At 71.2% G+C, this 19,270-nt stretch carries 18 protein-coding genes; 2 read left to right on the forward strand and 16 right to left on the reverse strand.

The window, feature by feature from the left end:
• The 12 genes from N5D62_RS06765 to N5D62_RS06820 all read right to left on the reverse strand — a co-directional run.
• Nucleotides 1–291 (reverse strand): GTPase (locus N5D62_RS06765; RefSeq protein WP_279756901.1); only part of this gene is annotated, 291 nt, incomplete at its 3' end.
• A gap of 1 nt (nucleotide 292) precedes the next feature.
• On the reverse strand, nucleotides 293–1,438 hold the full coding sequence (bamB, locus tag N5D62_RS06770) for an outer membrane protein assembly factor BamB (protein WP_279756902.1): 1,146 nt from the start codon (nucleotides 1,436–1,438) through the stop codon (nucleotides 293–295).
• The gene (locus N5D62_RS06775; protein WP_279756903.1) at nucleotides 1,435–2,109 is read right to left on the reverse strand and encodes a tetratricopeptide repeat protein; all 675 of its coding nucleotides are present in this window, start codon (nucleotides 2,107–2,109) and stop codon (nucleotides 1,435–1,437) included. Before N5D62_RS06775 ends, bamB begins: the two co-directional genes overlap by 4 nt.
• A 119-nt stretch (nucleotides 2,110–2,228) precedes the next feature.
• Nucleotides 2,229–3,536: a histidine--tRNA ligase gene (gene hisS, locus N5D62_RS06780; protein ID WP_279756904.1), complete on the reverse strand. Its 1,308-nt coding sequence runs from the start codon at nucleotides 3,534–3,536 to the stop codon at nucleotides 2,229–2,231.
• Complete coding sequence (gene ispG, locus N5D62_RS06785) at nucleotides 3,533–4,846, reverse strand: flavodoxin-dependent (E)-4-hydroxy-3-methylbut-2-enyl-diphosphate synthase (RefSeq protein WP_279756905.1); 1,314 nt, start codon at nucleotides 4,844–4,846, stop codon at nucleotides 3,533–3,535. Before ispG ends, hisS begins: the two co-directional genes overlap by 4 nt.
• Nucleotides 4,847–4,895: 49 nt before the next feature.
• Entirely contained in the window at nucleotides 4,896–5,915 is a 1,020-nt protein-coding gene (locus tag N5D62_RS06790; RefSeq protein WP_279756906.1) for a RodZ domain-containing protein, read from the reverse strand.
• A 10-nt stretch (nucleotides 5,916–5,925) separates the two neighbouring features.
• A complete protein-coding gene (gene pilW / locus N5D62_RS06795; protein WP_279756907.1) occupies nucleotides 5,926–6,744 on the reverse strand; it encodes a type IV pilus biogenesis/stability protein PilW in 819 nt (272 codons plus the stop codon).
• A complete protein-coding gene (rlmN, locus tag N5D62_RS06800) occupies nucleotides 6,741–7,925 on the reverse strand; it encodes a 23S rRNA (adenine(2503)-C(2))-methyltransferase RlmN (RefSeq protein WP_279757037.1) in 1,185 nt (394 codons plus the stop codon). The genes pilW and rlmN overlap by 4 nt, the downstream gene beginning before the upstream one ends.
• Nucleotides 7,926–7,982: 57 nt before the next feature.
• Nucleotides 7,983–8,408, reverse strand: coding sequence for a nucleoside-diphosphate kinase (ndk, locus tag N5D62_RS06805; protein WP_279756908.1), 426 nt, complete (start codon nucleotides 8,406–8,408; stop codon nucleotides 7,983–7,985).
• Nucleotides 8,409–8,585: 177 nt separating this feature from the next.
• The gene (locus tag N5D62_RS06810; RefSeq protein WP_279756910.1) at nucleotides 8,586–10,715 is read right to left on the reverse strand and encodes a pseudouridine synthase; all 2,130 of its coding nucleotides are present in this window, start codon (nucleotides 10,713–10,715) and stop codon (nucleotides 8,586–8,588) included.
• Between the two features lie 49 nt (nucleotides 10,716–10,764).
• On the reverse strand, nucleotides 10,765–11,652 hold the full coding sequence (gene scpB, locus N5D62_RS06815) for an SMC-Scp complex subunit ScpB (protein ID WP_279756911.1): 888 nt from the start codon (nucleotides 11,650–11,652) through the stop codon (nucleotides 10,765–10,767).
• A 287-nt stretch (nucleotides 11,653–11,939) separates the two neighbouring features.
• Nucleotides 11,940–13,019 (reverse strand): RluA family pseudouridine synthase, encoded by a 1,080-nt coding sequence (locus N5D62_RS06820; protein ID WP_279756912.1) that lies wholly within the window; start codon nucleotides 13,017–13,019, stop codon nucleotides 11,940–11,942.
• A gap of 142 nt (nucleotides 13,020–13,161) precedes the next feature.
• On the opposite strand from N5D62_RS06820, the gene N5D62_RS06825 reads away from it, so the two are divergent.
• Nucleotides 13,162–13,944, forward strand: a complete 783-nt coding sequence (locus tag N5D62_RS06825; RefSeq protein WP_279757039.1) for an outer membrane protein assembly factor BamD — start codon at nucleotides 13,162–13,164, stop codon at nucleotides 13,942–13,944.
• A 140-nt stretch (nucleotides 13,945–14,084) separates the two neighbouring features.
• On the opposite strand, the gene N5D62_RS06830 is transcribed toward N5D62_RS06825, so the two are convergent.
• The gene (locus N5D62_RS06830) at nucleotides 14,085–16,190 is read right to left on the reverse strand and encodes an ATP-dependent DNA helicase (RefSeq protein WP_279756913.1); all 2,106 of its coding nucleotides are present in this window, start codon (nucleotides 16,188–16,190) and stop codon (nucleotides 14,085–14,087) included.
• Entirely contained in the window at nucleotides 16,177–16,428 is a 252-nt protein-coding gene (locus N5D62_RS06835; protein WP_279756914.1) for a YdcH family protein, read from the reverse strand. Before N5D62_RS06835 ends, N5D62_RS06830 begins: the two co-directional genes overlap by 14 nt.
• Before the next feature lie 52 nt (nucleotides 16,429–16,480).
• Between N5D62_RS06835 and N5D62_RS06840 the strand changes: the two genes are divergently transcribed.
• A complete protein-coding gene (locus N5D62_RS06840; protein WP_279756915.1) occupies nucleotides 16,481–17,248 on the forward strand; it encodes a protein phosphatase 2C domain-containing protein in 768 nt (255 codons plus the stop codon).
• Nucleotides 17,249–17,266: 18 nt separating this feature from the next.
• Here N5D62_RS06840 and N5D62_RS06845 read toward each other — a convergent pair whose 3' ends face one another.
• The gene (locus tag N5D62_RS06845) at nucleotides 17,267–17,956 is read right to left on the reverse strand and encodes a hypothetical protein (RefSeq protein ID WP_279756916.1); all 690 of its coding nucleotides are present in this window, start codon (nucleotides 17,954–17,956) and stop codon (nucleotides 17,267–17,269) included.
• A 146-nt stretch (nucleotides 17,957–18,102) separates the two neighbouring features.
• On the reverse strand, nucleotides 18,103–19,203 hold the full coding sequence (gene zapE, locus N5D62_RS06850; RefSeq protein WP_279756917.1) for a cell division protein ZapE: 1,101 nt from the start codon (nucleotides 19,201–19,203) through the stop codon (nucleotides 18,103–18,105).
• Nucleotides 19,204–19,270 lie beyond the last annotated feature (67 nt).

Consider the following 19,270-nt stretch of genomic DNA (forward strand, 5'->3'; position numbering starts at 1 on the left):
GGCCAGGCCGGTGCGGATGTCCAGCACGAAGATGACGGCGTCCGCCTCGGCCACGGCCTGGCGGGTCTGCTTGGCCATCTCCTTGACGATGCCGGTCGAGCTGTCCGGCTCGAAGCCGCCGGTGTCGATGACGATGAACTCGCGATCGCCCAGGCGCCCGTCGCCGTAGTGGCGGTCGCGCGTGAGGCCGGCGAAGTCCGCGACGATGGCGTCACGGCTCTTCGTCAGCCGGTTGAACAGCGTGGACTTGCCCACGTTGGGGCGGCCCACCAGGGCGATCACAGGTTTCATATCAGTCTTGGCGCAGCGCGAACAGGCGTCCGCTGCGGGTGGCGACCAGCACCGTGCCGCCGAGCTGGACCGGCGCGGCGGCCACGCCGGAGCTGTCGGTCTGCAGGCGTTGCACGGTCAGGCCCTTGTCCTTGGACAGGAAGTGCACGTAGCCCTCGCTGTCGCCGACGATGACCGACTTCTCGGTCACCACCGGCGCGCTGAGCTTGCGGTTCTGGAACTGGTCGGCGGTCCACACGACGTCGCCGGTGCGGGTGCCCCAGGCGGTCAGGCGGTCGGAGGCGTCGCCGCCGACGACGATCGTCGCGTCCGCGCCCACGCCGCGCAGGCCGGCGTTGTTGCGGGTCCAGACGGTGTTGCCGCGCTCGGCGTTGACGCAGGCGACGGCGGCCTGGAACGCGCGGGCGCAGAACACGTCGTTGTCGCGGGCCATCGGGCCGACCAGGTCGGCCAGGCGCTCGACCTCGTTGGTGCCGCGCGGATTGGCCACGGTGGCTTCCCACATCAGCAGGCCGCGCACCGGGTCGATGCCGGCCAGCCGCGAGCCCTGCCCCACCAGCAGCGTGTTCTGGTAGGCGCCGATCGCGCCGGACTGCTGCAGCGTCAGCGGTTCGCCCGGACGGCGCAGCTCCCACAGGCGGCGGCCCTCGGCCGCGTCGAAGGCCAGCACCGCGCGGTCCAGCGTCAGCACGAACACGCGCTCGCCGGCCACGAACGGCGCGGTGACGACCGGGGTCGTCAGCGTCTTGCGCCACAGGATCTTGTCGCCCTCGGTGACGACCAGCTCGTTGTCGCGGGTCACCGCGGCGGCGAAGCGGCCGTCGCTGCCGACGCCGGCGCTCAGGCCCTTGCCCAGGTCCACGCGCCACAGCGTCGTGCCGTCGTTGGCGGACAGCGCGCTGATCACGCCGTCCGAGCCGCCGACGACGAAGCGGTCGTTGACCGCCGTGATCGTCAGCGGGAACTTGACGCTGTCCACGCGCGCTTCCCAGGCCACGCGGGCCTGCAGCGACGGCGTGAGGTTCTCCAGCGGCGCGGGCTTGGGCGCGGTCGAGCTGCTGAACAGCGAGCAGGCGCCCAGCGCCGCGGCCATGCCGGCCAGCAGCATCGCGCGCGTCAGCGCGCGGACGGTGCGGCGCGCGCTCATTGCGCGGCTCCCGCGGCCGGCTCGTCGCCGCCGACGGCCACGCCCAGGCTGGCCAGCTTCACCTCGAGCAGGCGGCGGTAGTCCAGCTGCTTGTCCAGGCCGTCATAGGCCTTCTTGAACTCGGTCTTGGCGACGTCGGGCTTGTTCTGCAGCAGCGCCAGGTCGCCGCGGCGGTCCGCCACCATCGGCGCGAACTCGACGCTCTTGACGGCGTCCAGCGTCTTGCCGGCCTCGTCGAGCTGCTTGGCGTCCATCTGCAGCGCGGCCAGGCGCAGCCGGGCCAGGTCGCGGTAGGCGTCGCCCTTGGCGTTGGCGGCGGCCCAGGCCAGCGTGGCGCGGGCGTCGTCGGCCTTCTCCTTGTCCGACTGCAGCTTGGCCACGACCAGCGCGGCCTGCGCGGCGTAGCCGGTGGAGGCGTAGTCCTGCTTCAGGGTGCCGAACACGGTGACGCCCCGGCCCAGGTCGCCCGCCTGCGCGGCGCGCTGCAGTTCGCTGAACATCGCGCCGGCCTTGGCGGCCTGGTTGCGCTGCCAGTAGTTCCAGCCGGTCCAGCCCGCGTAGGCCAGCAGCACCAGCGTCAGCAGCCAGGTGATCGCATTGCCCCAGCGTTTCCAGAACGCCTTGAGCTGCTCCAGCTGTTCCTGTTCTTCGAGATCGAGATGAGCCGCCATGTGCGAGAAAAGGTCCGTCGGTTGAAGATCGAGGCCGGCCCGGCGCATGCGCCGGCCGGCCTGGGAAGGGATCGGAAGCCGTCCGGGACGTCCTCTCGGCCGCCCCGGCGAAGCCGCGATTATGCGGTGCGCAACTCAGCCGCCCACGCGGCGACCGTGTTAAGCGGACGTGTCGCCTGTTCGCCGTCGCCGCGCAGCGGCTTGAGCGCCACTTCGCCGCGCGAAAGCTCGTCGGGGCCGAACACCAGCGCGAAGCGCGCGCCCGAGGCGTCGGCCTTCTTGAACTGCGACTTGAACGAGCCGCCGCCCGCATGCATCTGCACCGCCACGCCCGCGGCGCGCAGCGCCTCGAGCACCGGCATCGCCTGCGGCAGCGCGGCCGCGTCGGGCAGGATCGCGTAGGCGTCCGGCGCCGACGACGGCACCGGCAGGCCCAGTTCGTCGATCAGCAGCAGCAGCCGCTCGATGCCCAGGCCGAAACCGACCGCCGGCGTCGGCTTGCCGCCGAGCTGCTCGAACAGGCCGTCGTAGCGGCCGCCGCCGCAGACCGTCCCCTGCGAGCCGAGCTGGTCGGTGACCCACTCGAACACGGTCAGGTTGTAGTAGTCCATCCCGCGCACCAGGCGCGTGTTGATGCGGTACTCGAGGCCGGCGGCGTCCAGGATCGCGCGCACCGCGTTGAAGTGCGCCAGGCTGGCCTCGCCCAGGAAGTCCATCAGCTTGGGCGCGGCCTCGACCACGTCCTGCATCGCCGGGTTCTTCGTGTCCAGGATGCGCAGCGGGTTGGTGTGCAGGCGGCGCTTGCCGTCCTCGTCGAGCTTGTCGGCGTGGCCTTCCAGGTAGGCGATCAGCGCGGCGCGGTGCGCGGCGCGCTCCTCGGGCTGGCCCAGCGAGTTCAGCTCCAGCCGCACGTGCTGGCCCACGGCCAGGCCCAGCTCCTGCCACAGGCGGCGGACCATCAGGATGATCTCGGCGTCCACGTCCGGGCCGGCGAAGCCCAGCGCCTCGACGTCGAGCTGGTTGAACTGGCGGTAGCGGCCCTTCTGCGGGCGCTCGTGGCGGAACATCGGGCCCAGCGTCCACAGGCGCAGCGGGCCGTTGTACAGCGCGTTGTGCTCGACCATCGCGCGCACGATGCCGGCGGTGGCCTCGGGGCGCAGCGTCAGCTGGTCGCCGTTCATGCTGTCGGTGAAGGAGTACATCTCCTTCTCGACGATGTCGGTCACCTCGCCCAGGCCGCGCACGAACAGCGCGGTCGGCTCGACGATCGGGGTCAGCATGTACTGGTAGCCGTAGCGCTGCAGCACGCCGCGCAGCGTGGTCTCGAACCAGCTCCACAGCTGGCTGCTCGGCAGCTTGTCCTTGCGGTCGACGCTGGCCGGGAGGATGTCGTTCATCCCCTTCACGGCCTGGATGTTCTTGCTCATGCGGTGGTGGTGCTCGTCGTGCGCGCGCCGAAGCGCTTTTCGATGTAGGTCTCGACCAGGGCGTGGAACTCGCCGGCGATGTTGTCGCCGCGCAGCGTCAGCGCCTTCTCGCCGTCGATGAAGACGGGCGCCGCCGGCGCCTCGCCGTTGCCCGGCAGGCTGATGCCGATGTCGGCATGCTTGCTCTCGCCGGGGCCGTTGACGATGCAGCCCATCACGGCGACCTTCATGGTCTCGACGCCGGGGTACTTCTCGCGCCAGACCGGCATCTGCGCGCGCAGGAAGTCGTCGATCTGCTTGGCCAGTTCCTGGAACGTGGTGCTGGTCGTGCGGCCGCAGCCCGGGCAGGCGGTCACGCTCGGGTTGAACGCGCGCAGGCCCAGCGACTGCAGGATCTCCAGCGCCACCACCACTTCCTGGGTGCGCGACTCGCCGGGCTGCGGCGTCAGCGAGACGCGGATCGTGTCGCCGATGCCTTCCTGCAGCAGCACCGACAGCGCCGCGGCCGAGGCCACCGTGCCCTTGGTGCCCATGCCGGCCTCGGTCAGGCCCAGGTGCAGCGCGTAGTCGCAGCGGCGGCTCAGCGCGCGGTAGACCGAGATCAGGTCCTGCACGCCGCTGACCTTGCAGCTGATGATGATGTTGTCGGGGTTCATGCCCAGCTCGCGGGCATACGACGCCGAGGACAGCGCCGACTGGATCAGCGCCTGGTACATGACCTGCTTGCCGTCCCAGGGCGAGGCGCGCCGGGCGTTGTCGTCCATCATCTGGGCGAGCAGCTCCTGGTCCAGGCTGCCCCAGTTGACGCCGATGCGCACGACCTTGTCGTACTGCATCGCGGCCTCGATCATCTGCGCGAACTGGCGGTCCTTCTTGTCGCCCTTGCCGACGTTGCCGGGATTGATCCGGTACTTGGACAGCGCCTCCGCCATCGCCGGATGCTCGGTCAGCAGCCGGTGGCCGTTGTAATGGAAGTCGCCCACCAGCGGCACGTCCACGCCCATGCGGTCGAGCTGCTCGCGGATGTGCGGCACGGCGTCGGCGGCCTCGGGCGTGTTGACCGTGATGCGGACCAGCTCCGAGCCGGCCACCGCCAGTTCCTTGATCTGGATCGCGGTCTCGATGACGTCGACGGTGTCGGTGTTGGTCATCGACTGGACGCGCACCGGCGCGTCGCCGCCGATGGTGACCAGGCGGCTGCCCCAGCGCACCTGCGCCTGGCGCGAGCGGCGCGCGGCCGGCGCGGCCGCGGCGATCAGGTCGTCCGACAGCGCGTCGGCGACGGAGGAAGGAGTGATGACGTTGTCCATCGTGCGGCGCTCTTGCAAGGGGGTACGGCTGGTCCGGCGCCCGTCCGGGTCAGTTCAATTCGAGCCGCGCGACGTTGTCGCGCGACCGCGCGGCGAGGTCCACCGGCTGGCCGCGGAACACCAGTTCCGTGCCCGACACGTTGCCCACGCGCAGCTTCAGCGGCGCGGCGCCGTTGACGTCGGCCTCGTCGCCCGCGCGCAGCAGGCGCGACAGCAGCACCTGGCCCTTGGCGTCGACGACCTCGACCCAGGATTCGGCGCTGGCGCGGACCTTCAGCGGCGAGGTGCCGGGCGCGGCGACGCCGGCCTGGATCGGCTGCGGGGGCGTCGCGGCGGGCGCCGTCTGCGCGGTTGCTTGCGCGGTCGTCGGCGCGGGAGACTGGGCGGCCAACGTGGGGGTCGCGCCCGAGGTCTGCGGCGGCAGCGTCGGCACGCTGGCCGCGGCCACCGGGGCGGCGGCGGTCTCCGACGCGCTCACGACGGGCGCCTCGATGTTGGCCGGCGGCGGCTCGGTCGCGGCGGGCGTCGTCACGACGGCGGTGCCCGGTCCGGGCGCGGTCGTGGCGGTCGGCTCGGACGCGCGCAGGCGCTGCGTCACCTGCTCGATCCAGCTCGACGGCGTCAGGTAGACGGCCACGGCCGCCACCAGCAGCACGCCCACGCCCAGCACCGCCGGGCGCTTGAGCAGCTCGGCCGACAGCATCGGCTCCTGGCTCACCGAGCGCTCGCGGAAGGGCTGGTTCAGGCCCGGCGTGACGCGGTCCAGCGAGGCCTCCGCGCCGCCACTGGGCAGCAGCGCCAGCACCTGCGCGGCGTCGATCTTCAGCACCCGGCACATCGAGCGCGCCAGCGCCCGGGCGAAGGTCGCGTCGGGCAGGTCCTGGTAGCGGTCGGCCTCCAGGGCCTCCAGCTTGGCCTGCGGCACCTTCAGCGTCGCGGCCAGCGCGGCGATGTGCAGGCCGCGGGCCTCGCGCGCGCGGCGCAGGACGGCGCCGGCCGTGCCGGGCGCGGATGTGGACGCAGCGAAATCGGCTGCGGGCGTCGCCTCGTCGGCGGCCGTCGGAGTCATGCGATGTCCCTCATTCATCGAATCGACCGTTGTTCAACGCTTGCGTCTCGGCCGCCTGCGGATACCTGCGCCGCAGTTGCTGGCCGAGATCTTCCATGTTCGACGTGTTGCCCATGCGGCGCTCGATGCGCAGCTCCAGCCAGAGGCTGGCGGCGTTGGCCTGTTCCACGTTGGCGTTCACGCGGCGGGCGTAGAAGCGCGCCCGCTCGTAGTCGCCCTGGCGGTACAGCACCTCGCCCAGGTTCATCGCGATCGTCGGGTTGCCCGGTTCGGCCTCGAAGGCCTTGGTCAGGTGCGCCTGCGCCGGCACCAGCCGGCCCTCGCGCGCCTCGCAGGCGCCCCAGGCCAGCAGCGTGCGCGACGGCGTGCGGTAGGTGGGCAGCGCCACGGCGGCCTCGAACTGCTGGTAGGCCTCGGCGTAGCGCTGGCGCTGGCAGAGGAACCAACCGTAGTTGTGCAGCGTGTCGCCGTTGTTGCGGTCGCGCGCCAGCAGCTGCTTGAAGCCGTCCTCGGCCAGCGTGAGCTCGCCCATCGCGGCGTAGATCAGGCTGCGCAGGTTGATCGCCTCGGGCAGGTCGGGCTTGGCGGCCATCGCCAGCTTGACCTCGTCCAGCGCGGTCTCGTACTGGCCGCGGGCGAAGTAGCCGCTGGCCAGCTCGAGCCGCACCTGCGCCCGGCGGTCGTTGTCGGTCTGGTCGCTGGCCGTGCGCGGCTGTTGCTGCTGGGGCTGCGTCGCGCAACCGGCCAGCGCCGCGGCGATCAGCAACACGGCGGACAGGGTCCGGGCGGAACGACGCGGGAAGACAAAGCCGGGCGACGGAACGGTCATGGACGTGGGCCTGTGGGAGTGACGGAAGTCGGAGCGGCCGGCGCCGGCGAGGCCGCCGACGCGCCGGCCGATGCGGCGCCGCGCTGTACCACCACGGGCGCGCGCACCATGCGCAGATGGGCGCGGGTCCGGTCCTGCACCTCGCCGGCCAGCTGGCCGCAGGCGGCGTCGATGTCGTCGCCGCGCGTCTTGCGCACGGTCGTCACGATGCCGGCCTGGATCAGCAGGTCGGCGAAGGCCTTCACGCGCTCGTTCGAGCTGCGCTTCAGGCCCGACGCGGGGAACGGATTGAAGGGAATCAGGTTCAGCTTGCAGGGGACCTTGCCCTTGAGCAGCGCGATCAGCTCGCGGGCTTGCTCCGGCGAATCGTTCACCTCGTGCAGCATGCAGTATTCGAAGGTGATGAAGTCGCGGGGGGCGCGCTCGAGGTAGCGGTGGCAGCTCGCGAGCAGTTCCTCGATCGGGTACTTGCGGTTGAGCGGCACCAGCTGGTCGCGCAGCGGGTCGGTCGGCGCGTGCAGCGAGACGGCCAGCGCGACCGGGGCGTCCTCGCGCAGCCGGTCGATCATCGGGACCACGCCCGAGGTCGAGACCGTCACGCGGCGCCGCGACAGGCCGTAGCCATGGTCGTCCAGCATCATCCGCAGCGCCGGCACGAGCGCGCCGTAGTTCTGCAGCGGTTCGCCCATGCCCATCATCACGACGTTGGAGATGATGCGTTCGTCCTTGCCCAGGCGCTGGCGCAGCGAGTGCTCGGCATGCCAGAGCTGGGCGACGATCTCCCAGGTCTCCAGGTTGCGGCTGAAGCCCTGGTGGCCGGTCGAGCAGAAGCGGCAACCCACGGCGCAGCCGGCCTGGCTGGAGATGCACAGCGTGGCCCGGTCGTCCTCGGGGATGTAGACCGCCTCGACGGCGTTGCCCTGGCCGACGTCGAACAACCACTTGATGGTGCCGTCGGCCGAGACATGTTCGGAGATCACCGGCAGCGCGGTGATGTGGGCGCGCCCGGCCAGCTTGTCGCGCAGCGACTTGGCCAGGTCGGACATCTGGGCGAAGTCCGACGCGCCCTTCTGATGGATCCAGCGAAACAGCTGGGTGGCGCGGAAGCGCTTCTCGCCCAGCTGCTCGCAGTACGCGGCAAGGCCTTGCAGATCGAATCCGAGCAGGTTGACCGCGTCCATCATGTGTTCCTCTTTCTCAAGGGCCTCGTGGCCCGCAGGTCAGAGGCGTGGCCCGTGTCAGCGGGCGTTGATTTCCAGGCCGGAGAAGAAGAAGGCGACTTCCACGGCGGCGGTTTCGGGGGCGTCGGAGCCGTGCACCGCGTTGGCGTCGATGCTGTCGGCGAAGTCGGCGCGGATGGTGCCCTTCTCGGCCTTCTTCGGGTCGGTGGCGCCCATCAGGTCACGGTTCTTCTTGATGGCGTCCTCGCCTTCCAGGACCTGGATCTGCACCGGGCCGGAGATCATGAAGTCCACCAGGTCCTTGAAGAACGGACGGGCGGCGTGCACGGCGTAGAACTGCTCGGCTTCGGCGCGCGACAGCTGCTTTTGCTTGGAGGCGATGACCTTCAGGCCGGCGCCTTCAAAGCGGGTGTAGATCTGGCCGATGACGTTCTTGGCCACGGCATCGGGCTTGATGATGGAGAGGGTGCGTTCGATGGCCATGTTTTTTCCTTGAAGATCTTGGGCTTGGCAAAGCCCGGGATTGTAATGCGTGAAGTCAAGCCCCCACGTGACATCGCGTGATCAGCCGATGCCGCCGGAGGGCCAGCGGCCGGGACGAACCCGGCCGGCAGGCGTCACGCCCGGCCAGGACGGCCGGGCCGGACGCCGGAAGGTCGCTCAGCGGCGGCCGCGGCCACCGCCGCCACCACCACCTCCACCGCCGCCGCCCCCGCGACGGCCACCGCCGCGGTTGCCGCGGTTGATGAAGGCGTCGGCGCCGATGTAGCCCATCGAGGTCTTCATCGGATCCGGCTGGCGTTCGCCACCCGGACCGCGCTTGTTGCCGCCCTGGCCCGGGTTGTGGCCGGGATCGCTGCCGCCCTTGCCGAAGCCCTGCGGAATGCGCTTGCTGCCCGTCGCGAAACGGCGGTCGAAGGTCTGTTCCAGCGGGTTGATGTGCTTGGGGATGAAGTCGTCGTCGTCCTCGTCCCGGCGGCGCGGGCGCTCGCGATCCTGTTGCTGCTGCTGCTGCTGCGGACGCTGTTGCTGCTGTTGACGCTGCTGCGGGCCGCGCTGGTCGTTGCGGTCGCCACGCTGCTGGTCGTTGCGGTCGCCGCGCGACTCGTTGCGGTCGCCGCGCTGGTCGTTGCGGTCCATGCGCTGCTCGCCGCGATCACCGCGCTGCTCGTTGCGCGACGCTTCCGGACGGCTCGGACGCGGGCCGCCGCTGTTGCCGCGGCGGCGGTTCTTGTCGCGCTCGTTGCGGTCCTTCTGGTGGCGCTGCTCGCGGGGCTCGTTGCCGGCCAGTTGGCGGATGACGCGCACGTCCGCGTCGCCCAGCTCGATGTAGACGCCCCGGCGCAGGCCGCGCGGCAGCACGACGGTGCCGTAGCGGATCCGGATCAGGCGGCTGACCGCCAGGCCGACGCTCTCGAACAGCTTGCGGACTTCGCGGTTGCGGCCTTCCGTGATGACGACGCGGTACCAGCGGTTCACGCCTTCGCCGCCGCCGTCGACGATGCTCTTGAAGCTCGCCTGTTGACCGTCGACGTCGACGCCGGTCAGCAGCGTGTTCTTCTGGTCGTTGCTCAGCGAGCCCAGCACACGCACGGCGTACTCGCGCTCGACGCCGAAGCGCGGATGCATCAGCTGGTTGGCCAGTTCGCCGGAGTTGGTGAACAGCAGCAGGCCTTCGGTGTTCAGGTCCAGGCGGCCGACCGACTGCCACTTGCCTTGCGGCAGGCGCGGCAGGCTGCGGAAGACCGTCGGACGACCCTCGGGATCGTTGAAGGTGACGACCTCGCCGACCGGCTTGTGGTACGCCAGGATGCGGGGCGCGACCGGGGCGATGCGCACCTTGATCGGCTTGCCGGCCACCGCGACGCGGTCGCCGTAGGAGATGCGCTGACCGACGTGGGCGACCTCGTCGTTCACCGTGATCTGGCCCTTGGCGATCATGTCCTCGATGTCGCGGCGCGAACCGACGCCGGCTTGCGCCAGCACCTTCTGCAGCTTGGGCGCGTCGGCATCGGGCGCGAGCACGCGCTTGGCGGGCTGGCCGGCACCGTCGGTCTCGTCGCCTTCGTCGGAGGACGCCTCGACATCGCCCTCGTCGACCGGCGTGTTGCCGTCGTCGCCGGCATCGGCGTCGACGTCGAACTCGCCCGACACCAGCGCATCGAAGCGCGCCTGGGCTTCCGCCTGGAGCTGGGCGTCGTCGACCGGCGCGGACACCGGAGCAGCGCCGTCGCCGGCGTCGGCCTGTGCCTGGCCGGGCTGGGCGTCGCGGGGCTCGCGATCGCGATCGCGTCCCCGGCGGCGGCGGTTGCGGCCGCGGCCTTCGCCGCCCGCCTCGCCGTCGGCGCCTTCGCCGACCACGGGGCCGGCGTCCGGCGCGTCGGACGACACCAGTTCGCTGACCGCCTCGGCGACCGGCGACACCGGCGCGGGCGAGACCTCGACGGTCGCGACCGGCACGTGCGCCACTGCCGCGGGGGCCGCCTCAGGCGCCGACGCGTCAGCCGCCTCGGCGGCCTTCTTCGTCGTGCGGCGCTTCGGCTTGGGCGCGTCCTCGGCGACGGGCGCCTCGACGACAGCCTCCACCGGGGCGTCCACGGACGCGGCGACCTTGCGGGCGCGCTTGGGCTTGGGGGTGTCCTCGGCCGCTGGCGCGACCTCCGCGTCAGCGGCGGCCGGAGCCGCGGGCTTGCGGGTGCGCTTGGGCTTGGCGGGTGCGTCGGACGGGCTGTCGGCCGGGGTGGCCGCCTGCGTCTCGGGCTTGGAATCGTCGATGTCGTTGGAATTCATGTGTCGGCTTGCACCTTGTCAGCGGTGGACACGGCCCCTTCCCGGGGCGTCATGTGGGCTCGGGGTTGACGGCCCCGGCCGGTGGTTCTTCACCCGGCTCGCGCGTGGCGGCCGGCTTGGATTCGTCTTCTTCAGTGGCGGCGTCCGGGACCTCGGGCGCCGCCGTCTCCGGCACGCCGGATGCCTGTGGGATCTCGTCCGGCAACTCGTCCGGCGTGGCGGCCGCCGCTTCTTCCGGCAGCATGTCCGGCGTCTCGGCCGTCGCTTGCTCCCGCGCTTCTTCCGGCGTCTCGGCCGGCGTTTCGGCCGGCGCCGCGTCGACCGCCGCCGGCGCCGTGCCGTCGGGTTCGACCTCGACCACCGCGTCGCCCGGCGGATCCTCCAGCAGCGAGGCCTGCAGCGCGCCGGCGATCGGCGTCGGGTCGCCGCCCTGGATCAGCGCCGGCAACTGCTCCAGCGAATGCAGCCCCAGGTCGTCCAGGAACTGCTTCGTCGTCGCATACAGCGCCGGCCGGCCCGGCGCCTCGCGATGCCCGATGACCTCGATCCAGTTGCGGTCCTCGAGCTGCTTGACGATGGGGGTCGCCACCACCACGCCGCGGATGTCCTCGATGTCGCCGCGGGTCACCGGTTGACGGTAGGCGATGATCGCCAGCGTCTCCAGCACCGCCCGCGAATACTTCGGCGGCTTCTCCGGATTCAGCCGGTCGAGGTGCTCGCGCATCTCGGGCCGGCTCTGGAAGCGCCAGCCGGAGGACAGCACGACCAGCTCGACGCCCCGCCCTTCCCATTCGCGCAGCAGTTCGTCGAGCAGCGTCCGCACGCTGTCCGCGTTCAGCTCGTCCGCGAACAGCGAACGCATCTCGCGCAGCGTCAGCGGCGCCTGCGCGCACAGCAACGCGGTTTCCAGGACCCGCTTGGCCTCCTGCGTGTCCATGGGCTCAGCTCATGACGCCGGCCTCGAGACCGGTCAAATCGGTGTGTTTCGCCATCTTGGGCGCCGGCGGCGGCAATGGGCCGCGCCGAACGGGTTCGATCTGCTTTGCTTGGGAGCTCTTCGCTCCAACGGCCGCCGCTCAGTGGACGGTCCCGGCCGGTGGGACGGACGCCGCGTCGGTGCGCGGCCTGCGCGGCGGACGGGGTCGACTGCCTGCCCGCCGCCGTCTTGCGCTGGTTCTCGCGCAAGCACAAGGCGGCATTGTAGCGCGGCTGGGCGCCCTCCCCTCAGAACACCGGATCGGGCAAACCCGCGAGGCGCCAACCCGTCGCCAGTTCGGGCGGCAACGGCGCCTCGAAGCGCAGCGCCTGGCCGGCCACCGGATGCGCGAAACCCAGCCGCGCCGCGTGCAGCGCCTGGCGCGGGACCTCCAGCGCCGGGGCGCCGCCGTACAGCGCGTCGGACACCAGCGGATGGCCGCGGTGCGCGGCATGCACGCGGATCTGGTGCGTGCGGCCGGAGTGCAGCACGCAATGCAGCGCGGAGATCGTGCGGTCCAGGCCGCGGGCGTCCTGCCACGCGCCCTCGGCCAGCTTGAAGAAGTCGGTGCGCGCCGGCTTGCCGCCGCCGACCACCGCCATGCGGGTGCGCGACTGCGGGTCGCGGCCGATCGGCGCGTCGACGATCCAGTCGTCGGGCGTGCGGCCATGGACCAGCGCGAGGTACTCGCGGTGGACCTCGCGCGCCGCGATCATCCGCACCAGCGCGGTGACCGCCGCCAGCGTCTTGCCCACGACCATCAGCCCGGAGGTGTCCTTGTCGAGCCGGTGCACGATGCCGGCGCGCGGCAGCGTCGCGGCCTTGGCGTGGTGGGCCAGCAGCCCGTTCATCAGCGTGCCGGACCAGTTGCCCGCCGCGGGGTGCACGACCAGCCCGGCCGGCTTGTTCACCACCAGCAGGTGCTCGTCCTCGAAGACGATGTCCAGCGCCAGCGGCTCGGCGCGGAAGGCGAGCGCCTCCTCGGTCGGCACCAGCTCGACCTCGAGCACCTGGCCCAGCCGGGGCTTGCGCGACGCCTGCGAGACCACCTGGCCGTCGAGCGTGACGCAGCTGCGCTCGATCAGCCCCTGCAGGTGGCTGCGCGAGAACTCCGGCGCCAGCCGCACCAGCCATTTGTCCACGCGCAGCGCGAGCTCGTCGCGGCCGGCCTCGGCGCGGCGGCGCTCGGGCGCGTCGGCGCCGACGTCCTGGGCATCGTCCGGGGCGTCGCCGGGATGGGGGCCGGCGTCGCCGCCCGCCGTGGGATCGCCCGGATCACCCGGGTAAAGCCCGTCCTTCGCCGCCGGGTCGTGGCCGACCTGAACCATATAATCGCCGCTCCAATTTCAGAAGAGGGCCGCCGCTGCGCGGGCCCTGTGGACCATGATCGAGACTTGGGTGTTGCGCCGCCGGACCGCGGAATCTGTCGAGGCGTCCGGTTCCTGGCGCGCCGCGTGGCGCTGCGTGGCGATGACCGCCGCGACGGCCGCCGTGCTGGGGCTGGCGGCCTGTTCCTCGGCCCCCAAGGAGGACCCGAACTCCCAGGCCAACCTGGAGAAATTGTACGCAGAGGCCAAGGAGGACATGCTCTCCGGCTCGTACGACCGGGCGATCAAGACGCTGGAACGCATCGAGGGCCGCGCCGCCGGCACGACGCTGGGCCAGCAGGCGCAGCTGGACCTGGCCTGGGCCAACTACAAGAGCGGCGAGCGCGTGCAGGCCGTGACGGTGCTGGACCGCTTCATCAAGCTCAATCCGTCCAGCCCCGCGCTGGACTACGCGCTGTACATGAAGGGCCTGGTCAACTTCAACGACGACCTCGGCCTGTTCGGCCGCATCGCCCGCCAGGACATCAGCGAGCGCGACCAGCAGGCCGCGCGCGACTCGATGCAGGCGTTCAAGCAGTTGGTCGAGCAGTTCCCGGAGTCCAAGTACGCCGAGGACGGCCGCATCCGCATCGACTACATCACCAACAGCCTCGCGGCCTACGAGGTGCATGTGGCGCGCTACTACTACAACCGCGGCGCCTACCTGGCCGCGGCCAACCGCGGGCAGGCCGCGCTGCTGGAGTTCCAGTACGCGCCGGCGCTCGAGGAAGCGCTGTTCCTGATGATGCAGAGCTATGACCGCCTGGGCATGGAGCAACTGCGCGACGACACGCGCCGCGTGCTCACGGCGAGCTTCCCGGACAGCTCGTACCTCACCACCGGAAAGGCCAAGTCGAAAGACAAGGCCTGGTGGCAGATCTGGTGAGTTGAAACTCGCCATACGTCGTTGCTCGTGACCTTGCATAGCGCTGCTATGCGGCGGCCACTCCCGCCTAGTCTGGCAAGCTTCAGCCCACCAGATCTCGAGCAATAGACAACATCAAGCCCGCTTTCGAGCGGGCTTTTTCATTCGTGCGACGCCTTCAGCTCGGCGAGCCACGCCTGCGCCGTGGCCTCGTCCGGCACCTGCGTCATCGGCGGCAAGGCCTCGCGCAGGCGCTTGCCGTAGTGCGAGCCGGCCAGCCGGGGGTCGCAGACCACCAGCAGGCCGCGATCGGACTCGGTGCGGATCAGGCGACCCGCGCCCTGCTTCAAGGCGATCGCGGCCTCGGCGACGAAGTACTCCATGAACGGATTGCGGCCCGCGGATTCGAGCCGCGCGACCCGGGCCTCGACCAACGGATCGTTCGGCGGCGGAAACGGCAGCTTGTCGATCAGCACGCACTGCAAGGCGTCGCCGGGCACGTCGATGCCCTCCCAGAAGCTCGCCGACCCCACCAGCACCGACGCCGGCTGATCAATGAACTGCTGCAGCAGCTGCCGCTTGGGCATGGTGCCCTGCACCAGCACCTCGATGCGATGCCCGCCTTCCTCGAAACGCTGGCGCAGCACGTCCGCCACGGTCTGCAGTTGCCGCAGCGTCGTCGTCAGGATGAAGGTCCGCCCGCCCAGCTTCGCCGCCAGCCGCGCGCCCAGCCAGCCGACCGACTCGCCGTGATCGGGCTCCGACGGCTTCGGGAAATGCTTGGGCACGTACAGCCGCGCATGCGCCGCGTAGTCGAACGGGCTGCCGACGCGCAGCGTCCGCGCCTCGCCCAGGCCGGCGGGTTCGGTGAACCAGCTCAGCGCCTCGTCCTCGCCCAGCGTCGCCGAGGTGAAGATCCAGGCCTTGGGCGTGCTCGCGAGCGCCTCCTGCATCGCCTCCCGGATGTCCAGCGGCGATTCCATCAGCCGCACCTGGTGCGTGCCGACATCGACCCAGCGCACCGCCCCGGCATCCGCGTCGCGCGCGAACAGTTGCGCCGACTTGTAGAGCTCGACCGCGCGCTCATGCAGCCGCGCCAGATCGGGCCCCACTTCCATCACCGTGGCCAGCGCGTCGACGCTCAGTTCGATCGCCTGCGCCACCTGCGACAGCGCCGCGTCGAACTCGGCGCGCCCGGCGCACTCGCTCCAGCGCAGCTTGAGCACGCCGCGCAGCTCGCGCCCGCCGGCGCACGCCAGCCGCAACGCGCGGGCCGCGCGTTCAACGCCGCCCGACACCGCCTGCCATTCCTGCAGCCCGCGCGCATGCGCCAGGCCCTGCGCGAGCATGTCGCGCGCGAAGTCGAACAGCTGCGCGCTGCCCAGCAGCCGGCCCAGGAAGTTCAGGCCGGCCTCGGGCAGTTGATGGGCCTCGTCGAAGATCGCGACCTCGACGCTGGGCAGCAGCTCGGCCACGCCGCTGTCGCGCAGCACCAGGTCGGCGAAGAACAGGTGGTGGTTGACGACGACCAGGTCCGCCTCCATCGCCTCGCGCCGCGCCTTCACGACGTGGCACTCGCGGTAGGACGGGCAGTCGGTGCCCAGGCAGTTGTCGCGCGTCGAGCTGACGATCGGGATCACCGGCGAGCGCTCGTCCAGGCCATCGATCTCGGAGAAGTCGCCGGTGTGCGTCGTCATCGCCCAGCGCTCGATGCGCGCCAGCTGCGCGACGGCGCGCCGGTCCGGCAGCTCGGCGCTGTGGCGCGCCTGCTGCAGCCGGTGCAAGCAGAGGTAACTCCCTCGCCCCTTCAGCAACGCCGCGCGCAGCGGCAGCGCGAAGGTGTCGAGCAGGCGCGGCAGGTCGCGCATGAACAGCTGGTCCTGCAGGCTCTTGGTCGCGGTGCTGATCAAGGTGCGGCCGCCGGCCAGCAGCGCGGGCACCAGGTACGCGAAGGTCTTGCCCACGCCGGTGCCGGCCTCGACCACCAGCGTCCCGCGTCCGGCGATCGCCTGCGCGACCGCGGCCGCCATGCGCCGCTGCGGCTCGCGCGGCGCGTAGCCGGGGCCATGTCGTGCCAGCGGACCGCCGGTGTCGAACGCGGCCGCCACCGATTGCTCGAGCTCGCCGGGCCGCAGCTCCTCGGCGGCCGCGCGCGCGCGCGACGCCGCCAGCGCCGGCGACGCCTCGGCCGCGCCCCACGGGGCATCGGCCATCAGGTCATCGGTCGTGTCGTCGATGTCGGGATCGTGACGATCAGGCCGGCTCATCGGGATCGCTGGCCCGCTCGAGCCGCGCGATCTCGTCGCGCAAGGCCAGGCGCTGCTTCTTGAGCCGGCGCAGCGTGAGCTCGTCGACCGGCGGCACGGCGACCTCGGCGCCGCCGCCCTCGAGGCCCGCGCCGGTGCCGAGCGCCGTCACCAGCGCGTCGATGCGGCCGTCCAGCTCGGCATGCGCCATGCGCAGCTCGATCAGACGGCGGGCGGGAGAGTGAAGTTGTTCATCCATAAACGGGGAACCACCCGACCGGGAGGCCGAGCCGCGCGATTATAGTTTTGGGATGAGTCGCAATACCCCAGGCTTTCGCCTCAGCGCCGCCACCGGCATCCATCGCGGCGATCGCCTGTATCAACAGGATCAGGTCCAGGTCATCCCCCACCCGCGCCAGAGCGGCTGCGTGCTGGGCATCGTCGCCGACGGCATGGGCGGCAAGAGCGGTGGCCGCAAGGCCGCCGACCAGGTGATCCTCACCGCGCAGCAGCTGTTCGAGCGCTTCGTCCCCGGCGAGGAGGACGAGGCCGAGCTGCTGCGCCAGATCGTCTCCGAAGCCCACCTGATGATCCGCCTCACCGCGATCTCGGCCGAGGAGGAACCCCACAGCACGCTGGCCGCCTTCCTGCTGACCAGCGACCGCCGCTGCTTCTGGATCCACACCGGCGACTCGCGGATCTATCTGTTCCGCGGCCCCAACCTGGTCACCCGCTCGCTGGACCAGTCCTACGTGCAGCGCCTGGTCGACGAAGGCCAGATCACCGACGACGAGGCCCTCGTCCACCCGCAGTCCAACCTGCTGACCGCCTGCCTGGGCACGGTGCAGGAACCGACGCCCGTCGAATCCTTCATCGAGCACATGGCCACCGGCGACAGCCTGATGGCCTGCAGCGACGGGCTGTGGCACTACTTCACCCCGGCGGAGCTCGGCACCGTGCTGCACAGCCTGCCGCCGCGCGATGGCGCGGAACTGCTGGTCAACAAGGCGCGGCAACGGGCCAAGGGCACCGGCGACAACCTGTCGATCGCGATCGTCCGGCTGGATCCGCTGGAGTGACCTGAGCGCCTCAGCGCTTCAGCGCTTGGGCAGCGCCTTGATGTCGGACGCCGACGGCGTCGGCAGGTGCGCCGCGGGCGGCTTGTAGTTCCTGGCGCCCGGCGTGGCGGCCGACGCCGCGGAAGCCGCCTTCTCCGCATGACGGGCCTGCAGCTCGCCGGCCTTGCGCTGGCGCTCCTGCGCCTTCTGGCGGCGCTCGGCGGCGGCCTCGCGGCGCTGCGCGGCCTCCGCGCGCGCCTGGGCCTCCTGTTGCGCCTGGCGACGTTGATGCAACTCCGGATTCGCGCGCGGCGTGCGGGCGCCCGGCGTCGCGGCCGGCGCGGAGGCCGGCTCCACCGCCTCGCGCACCGACTGCGTCTTGCGGCGCGCCTCGTCCTCCGCCGCCTCGCGTTCCTTCTGCTGGACCCGCTCCTTCGCCGCGGCGCTGCGGCGCAGTCGCTCCTCGGCATTGACCTGGTGTTCCGCGCGGTCCAGCGGACGCAGCTGGCGGATGCGCTCGTCGCGCGCCTCCTCCAGGCAGCCGGTCACGACGAAACGCGCGTTGCACTCGCGCAGCCTGGCCTGGTAGGCCTGCTCGACACGGGCACGGGCCGCGTCGATCTCGGCGCGGGTCATGTCGGCCGCGCGGGCGGTCGACGGCACGGCGCACAGCGCGCAGATCGCGGCCGGCGCGACGGCCGCGGCGGCAAGGACGGAGCGGAAAGTCATGCCCGCGATCATCGCATCCGTGGACGACGCTTCGGCCCTCGCGGCGGCCCGTGACTTCCCGTAGCGCAGGCCGCCACGCGGCAACCAAGCGCCGAAACGTCCGCGAAACGCCCCATTTCCCCTCCTCGGGGCGAGACGAAAAAACCTCAGGTCAGCCGGGTGTCGACCTCGCGGCGCTCCAGCGCCAGGTATTCCTTGGACTGCATCTCCTGCAGCCGCGACACGGTCCGCGGGAACTCGTGCGCGAGCGGGCCCTCGGTGTAGAGCTGGTCGGCCGGCACCGCCGCCGAGATGATCAGCTTCACGCGCCGGTCGTACAGCACGTCCACCAGCAGCGTGAAGCGGCGCGCCTCGCTGGCCAGCCGCGGCGGCATCGCCGGCACGTGGGACAGGATCAGCGTGTGGAACTGCGTCGCCAGCTCCAGGTAGTCGTTCTGCGAGCGCGGCCCGCCGCACAGCTCCGAGAACTCGAACCACACCACCCCGCCGGCGCGGCGCTTGGCGCGGATCTCGCGGTGCTCGATGTGCAGCAGCGGGTCCTCGTCGCGGGCTTCGGCCAGCGACTCGAAGGCCTCGGTCAGCGCGCGCTCGGTGTCCTCGTTCAGTGGCGTGTGATAGAGCTCGACGTGTTCCAGCGAGCGCTGCCGGTAGTCGGTGCCGTGGTCGACGTTGATGACCTCCAGGTGCTGCTTGAGCAGCTCGATCGCCGGCAGGATGCGGTCGCGGTGCAGCCCGTTCGGATAGAGCCCGTCAGGATGGAAGTTGGAGGTGGTGACGATCGACACGCGGTTGCGGAACAGCGAATCCAGCAGCCGGTACAGGATCATCGCGTCGGTGACGTCGGCGACGTGGAACTCGTCGAAGCAGATCAGCCGGAAGCGCCGCGCGATGCGCTTGCCCAGCTCTTCCAGCGGATCCTGGATGCCCTTGAGCTCCTGCAGTTCGCGGTGGACCTCGCGCATGAACTCGTGGAAGTGCAGCCGCGTCTTGCGCGTCAGCGGGACCGCCTGGAAGAAGCAGTCCATCAGGAAGCTCTTGCCGCGGCCGACGCCGCCGAACATGTAGACGCCGCGCGGCAGCGGCGGGCGCACCAGCAGCTTGGTCACCGCGTTGGAACGCCGCGCCTTGTAGTCGGCCCATTCGTCCTGGCAGCGCTGCAGCGCGGCCACGGCGCGCAGTTGCGCCGGATCGGCGGTGTAGCCGCGTTCGGCCAGGGTCTGGTGGTAGAGCTCGGTGACGGTGGTCATGCGGCGGCGGTCGGGTCGGAACGGTCAGGGGGACTCAAGAAAAAAGGGGCGACTCGCGCCGCCCCTT

The sequence above is a fragment of the Mitsuaria sp. GD03876 genome (assembly GCF_029840635.1).
Lineage (GTDB): Bacteria > Pseudomonadota > Gammaproteobacteria > Burkholderiales > Burkholderiaceae_C > Roseateles.